The organism is Ectobacillus sp. (genome assembly GCF_056992975.1).
In genome coordinates this window covers 1-3,129 of the sequence record NZ_JBXKMX010000220.1, presented here as the reverse complement: position 1 = coordinate 3,129, position 3,129 = coordinate 1, and the positions used below count along the sequence as shown (strand labels likewise).

The 3,129-nt window shown below is 36.7% G+C and carries 5 protein-coding genes; all 5 read left to right on the top strand.

The genetic code is table 11. The features are described from left to right. Positions 1 to 462 (top strand): NAD(P)H-dependent oxidoreductase (locus AC11ZT_RS10170; protein ID WP_484059483.1); only part of this gene is annotated, 462 nt, incomplete at its 5' end. Positions 463 to 607: 145 nt separating this feature from the next. Beyond that, a complete protein-coding gene (locus tag AC11ZT_RS10165) occupies positions 608 to 1,681 on the top strand; it encodes an LLM class flavin-dependent oxidoreductase (protein WP_484059482.1) in 1,074 nt (357 codons plus the stop codon). A gap of 145 nt (positions 1,682 to 1,826) precedes the next feature. Beyond that, complete coding sequence (locus tag AC11ZT_RS10160) at positions 1,827 to 2,393, top strand: NAD(P)/FAD-dependent oxidoreductase (protein ID WP_484059481.1); 567 nt, start codon at positions 1,827 to 1,829, stop codon at positions 2,391 to 2,393. A gap of 112 nt (positions 2,394 to 2,505) precedes the next feature. Beyond that, positions 2,506 to 2,811: an ArsR/SmtB family transcription factor gene (locus tag AC11ZT_RS10155; protein ID WP_484059484.1), complete on the top strand. Its 306-nt coding sequence runs from the start codon at positions 2,506 to 2,508 to the stop codon at positions 2,809 to 2,811. A gap of 100 nt (positions 2,812 to 2,911) precedes the next feature. Continuing rightward, on the top strand, positions 2,912 to 3,129 hold a 218-nt coding region (locus AC11ZT_RS10150), incomplete at its 3' end, for an MATE family efflux transporter (RefSeq protein ID WP_484059480.1).

Genomic DNA, 3,129 nt, shown 5'->3' with positions numbered 1-3,129 from the left:
CTTGGTGACATGCAGTTTCAGCTTAATCTTGCACATGGATATAAAAAGCGAACAGAATTAGAAGCAGACCTAGTGCAAGCTCAGCAGCTAATAAAATGGGCTGACCATCTCGTATTTGTTTATCCGACATGGTGGGGAACGATGCCTGCACTGTTAAAAGGCTTCATCGACCGTACATTTTTACCTGGATTCGCTTTCTCGTACCGGAAAAATTCATCCTTATGGGACAAGCTATTATCCGGAAAAACTGCAAGACTCCTTGTTACAATGGATACGCCGATTTGGTATTATACGTTTGTCTATAAAAATGTCGGTCACCTAATTATGAAAAATAATATTTTATCTTTTTGCGGCATAAAGTCCGTACGCGTCCTTTCGTTAGGATCTGTGAAAATGGCTTCGGAAGAAAGGAAAAAGAAGTGGCTGCAAAAGGTTCGAGTATTAGGAGAAAAAATGATATAGCAATCTTACAAAGTTTAGGTGCTCACCTAAACTTTTTTTATAGTTTTAAAACGAAAGGATTGTTCTTTCTAACTATAAATAGTATAGTTAATAAATAATAGTAATAAGGTTGATTATCTTGAAAAGTTACAAGGAGGAATAGAAAATGAATGAAAATAATAACATAGAAGCTTCAACCAAAAAAGGAATGGAAATCGGTATTTATACGTTCGGTGATGTCATACAAAACAAACAAACAGGGAAAAGAGTCAGCTCCCATCAACGAATTAAAGAAATTATCGAAGCAGCAAAACTAGCGGATGAAGCAGGTCTTGATATATTTGGGCTTGGCGAGCACCATAGTACAGATTTTGCTGTTAGTTCACCTGCCGTTGTCTTAGGCGCAATCGCCCAGCAGACGAAAAACATTCGGTTAACAACGACAACGACTGTTCTTAGTACGAATGATCCTGTCCGTGTATACGAAGACTTTGCGACACTTGACCTTATATCTGACGGACGTGCAGAAATACTTGCAGGGCGCGGTGCCTTCGTTGAATCGTTCCCGCTCTTTGGCTATGACTTAGCTGACTATAGTGAGCTATTTGCAGAGAAAATTGAACTATTGTTAAAGCTGAATGAAAATGAACGGATTACATGGAATGGGAACTTTCGGTCACCATTGCAAGATGTAGAACTTACGCCGCATCCAATGCGGGGGCAACTTCCAATCTGGATTGGAGTAGGGGGAACCCCGGAAAGTGCAAGAAGAGCAGGGCGTCTTGGTACTGGCATGGCAATTGCTATTTTAAGCGGAAATGGAGATAATTTTAAGCCACTCGTGGAACTCTATCGTAAAACCGGTCTGTTAGCAGGTCACAACCTAGATCAGTTGAAAGTGGGCATCACGACACATGCCTATATTGCTGACACTACGCAGCAAGCAAAGGATGAATTCTACTCTTCCTATGTCAATTACTTTGGCTATCTTATGAAGCTGATGCAAGGAATTGATACAAACGTCTCTCGCGCAGATTTTGAGCATCTATCTAATCGCCTTTTTGTTGGAAGCCCACAAGAAATCATTGAAAAAATACTCTATCAATATGAATTATTTGGTCATCAACGTTTTATCGCGCAAATGGACATTGGCGGCATGCCATATAAACAAGTCGCAAAGGCAATTGAACTTCTTGCGACAGAAGTAGCGCCGGTTATCCGGAGGGAGACGAGTAAATAAATACACTTACATTTTCCAAAATGCAAATTTGAAATGGAGTCCATTGAATTTCAGTATAAAGATGTTATCCTTATGCTAGATTAAAAAAATAAAAAGGATTAAGAACCCTTTATACAAAACAAGAGATTGGATGTGCTTTTACAGTATGAAATTAGATGTAGCAATAGTCGGCGGTGGTATTAGTGGTCTTTCCGCAGCGTTATATACGGGACATGCTGGATTAAAAACAGTCGTATTCGATACAGATGCATCACAAATTAAAAAAGTGTCTGCCTTATCAAACTACTTAGGAACACCTGGTCTTTCTGGTGATCAGCTACTTGAACAATTTACAAAACAGATAAAGGATTATGCCCAGCTAAAACAAGAAAATGTAGAAAGCATTCAAAAAGAAGGCGACATGTTTATAGTTAGTACAGATAAAGAAACCTATCAAGCCAAACGAGTAATTGTAGCAACGAATGTAAATACACAACTTTTAGAAAAATTAGGATTTGAAATTGGGATAAATGAAAACATCAAAAGCGGAAAGATAAAAAAGGTGGTTGGTGTTAACTGGGAAGGAATCACTTCCATTCAAAACCTTTATATAACTGGTTTATTAACTGGTATTCCGAGTCAGGCCATGATAGCTGCTGGTCAAGGGGCTGCGGTTGGTGTTCGTATTGCACAAGAAGCAACTGGTGAGAAGTATATGTGGCATGATAAATAATAAGAAAAATAAGAGCATCTTACCTAGTAGGATGCTCTTTATCTTGAAAGTATACGAATGTAAACATATAATTAAAACATCAAAAAAAATTGATGAAGGAAGATTATTAAATATGAAACCAATGTTTAAACAATATGAACTGAAATTTAAAGCTCTAGCTGATCAAAAAAGGCTGGAAATTCTTTATGAATTATGTCAAAGAGGCAAGACTTGTGTTTGTGATTTAACTGAAGCATTTGAAATGACACAATCAAAATTGTCCTATCATTTAAAGGTTTTATTAGATGCCAATTTAATCACAAAAGAGGTCAAAGGAACTTGGAATTATTATGCTTTGAATGAAACAGAACTCAATGATACATTATCGGTACAACTTTGTAATATCTTTAGTAAAATTCATAAAGATGATTGTTGCTAAATGTTCACATATTATATCAATTTTTTTTGATTTAATATACATCCCAGGATATATAAGTATATAATTATATAAAAAGAAAGACAATATAGGGGCATGGCAAATGAAAAAAAATGATTTAACAGCTGGAACCGAATTTTTTGTTATTTCTAATCTTGCACTTCCCTTGATTGGAAGTGCTTTGCTTCAATTTCTGTATAACTTCATTGATCTGTTCTTTGTAGGAGGATTAGGTTCAAATGCCCTTGCTACCGTAGGGTCTGCTAGTTTTTTTATGAATGTAGGATATGCTTTTCAAGCCATGATTGTAGCTGGTGGTGG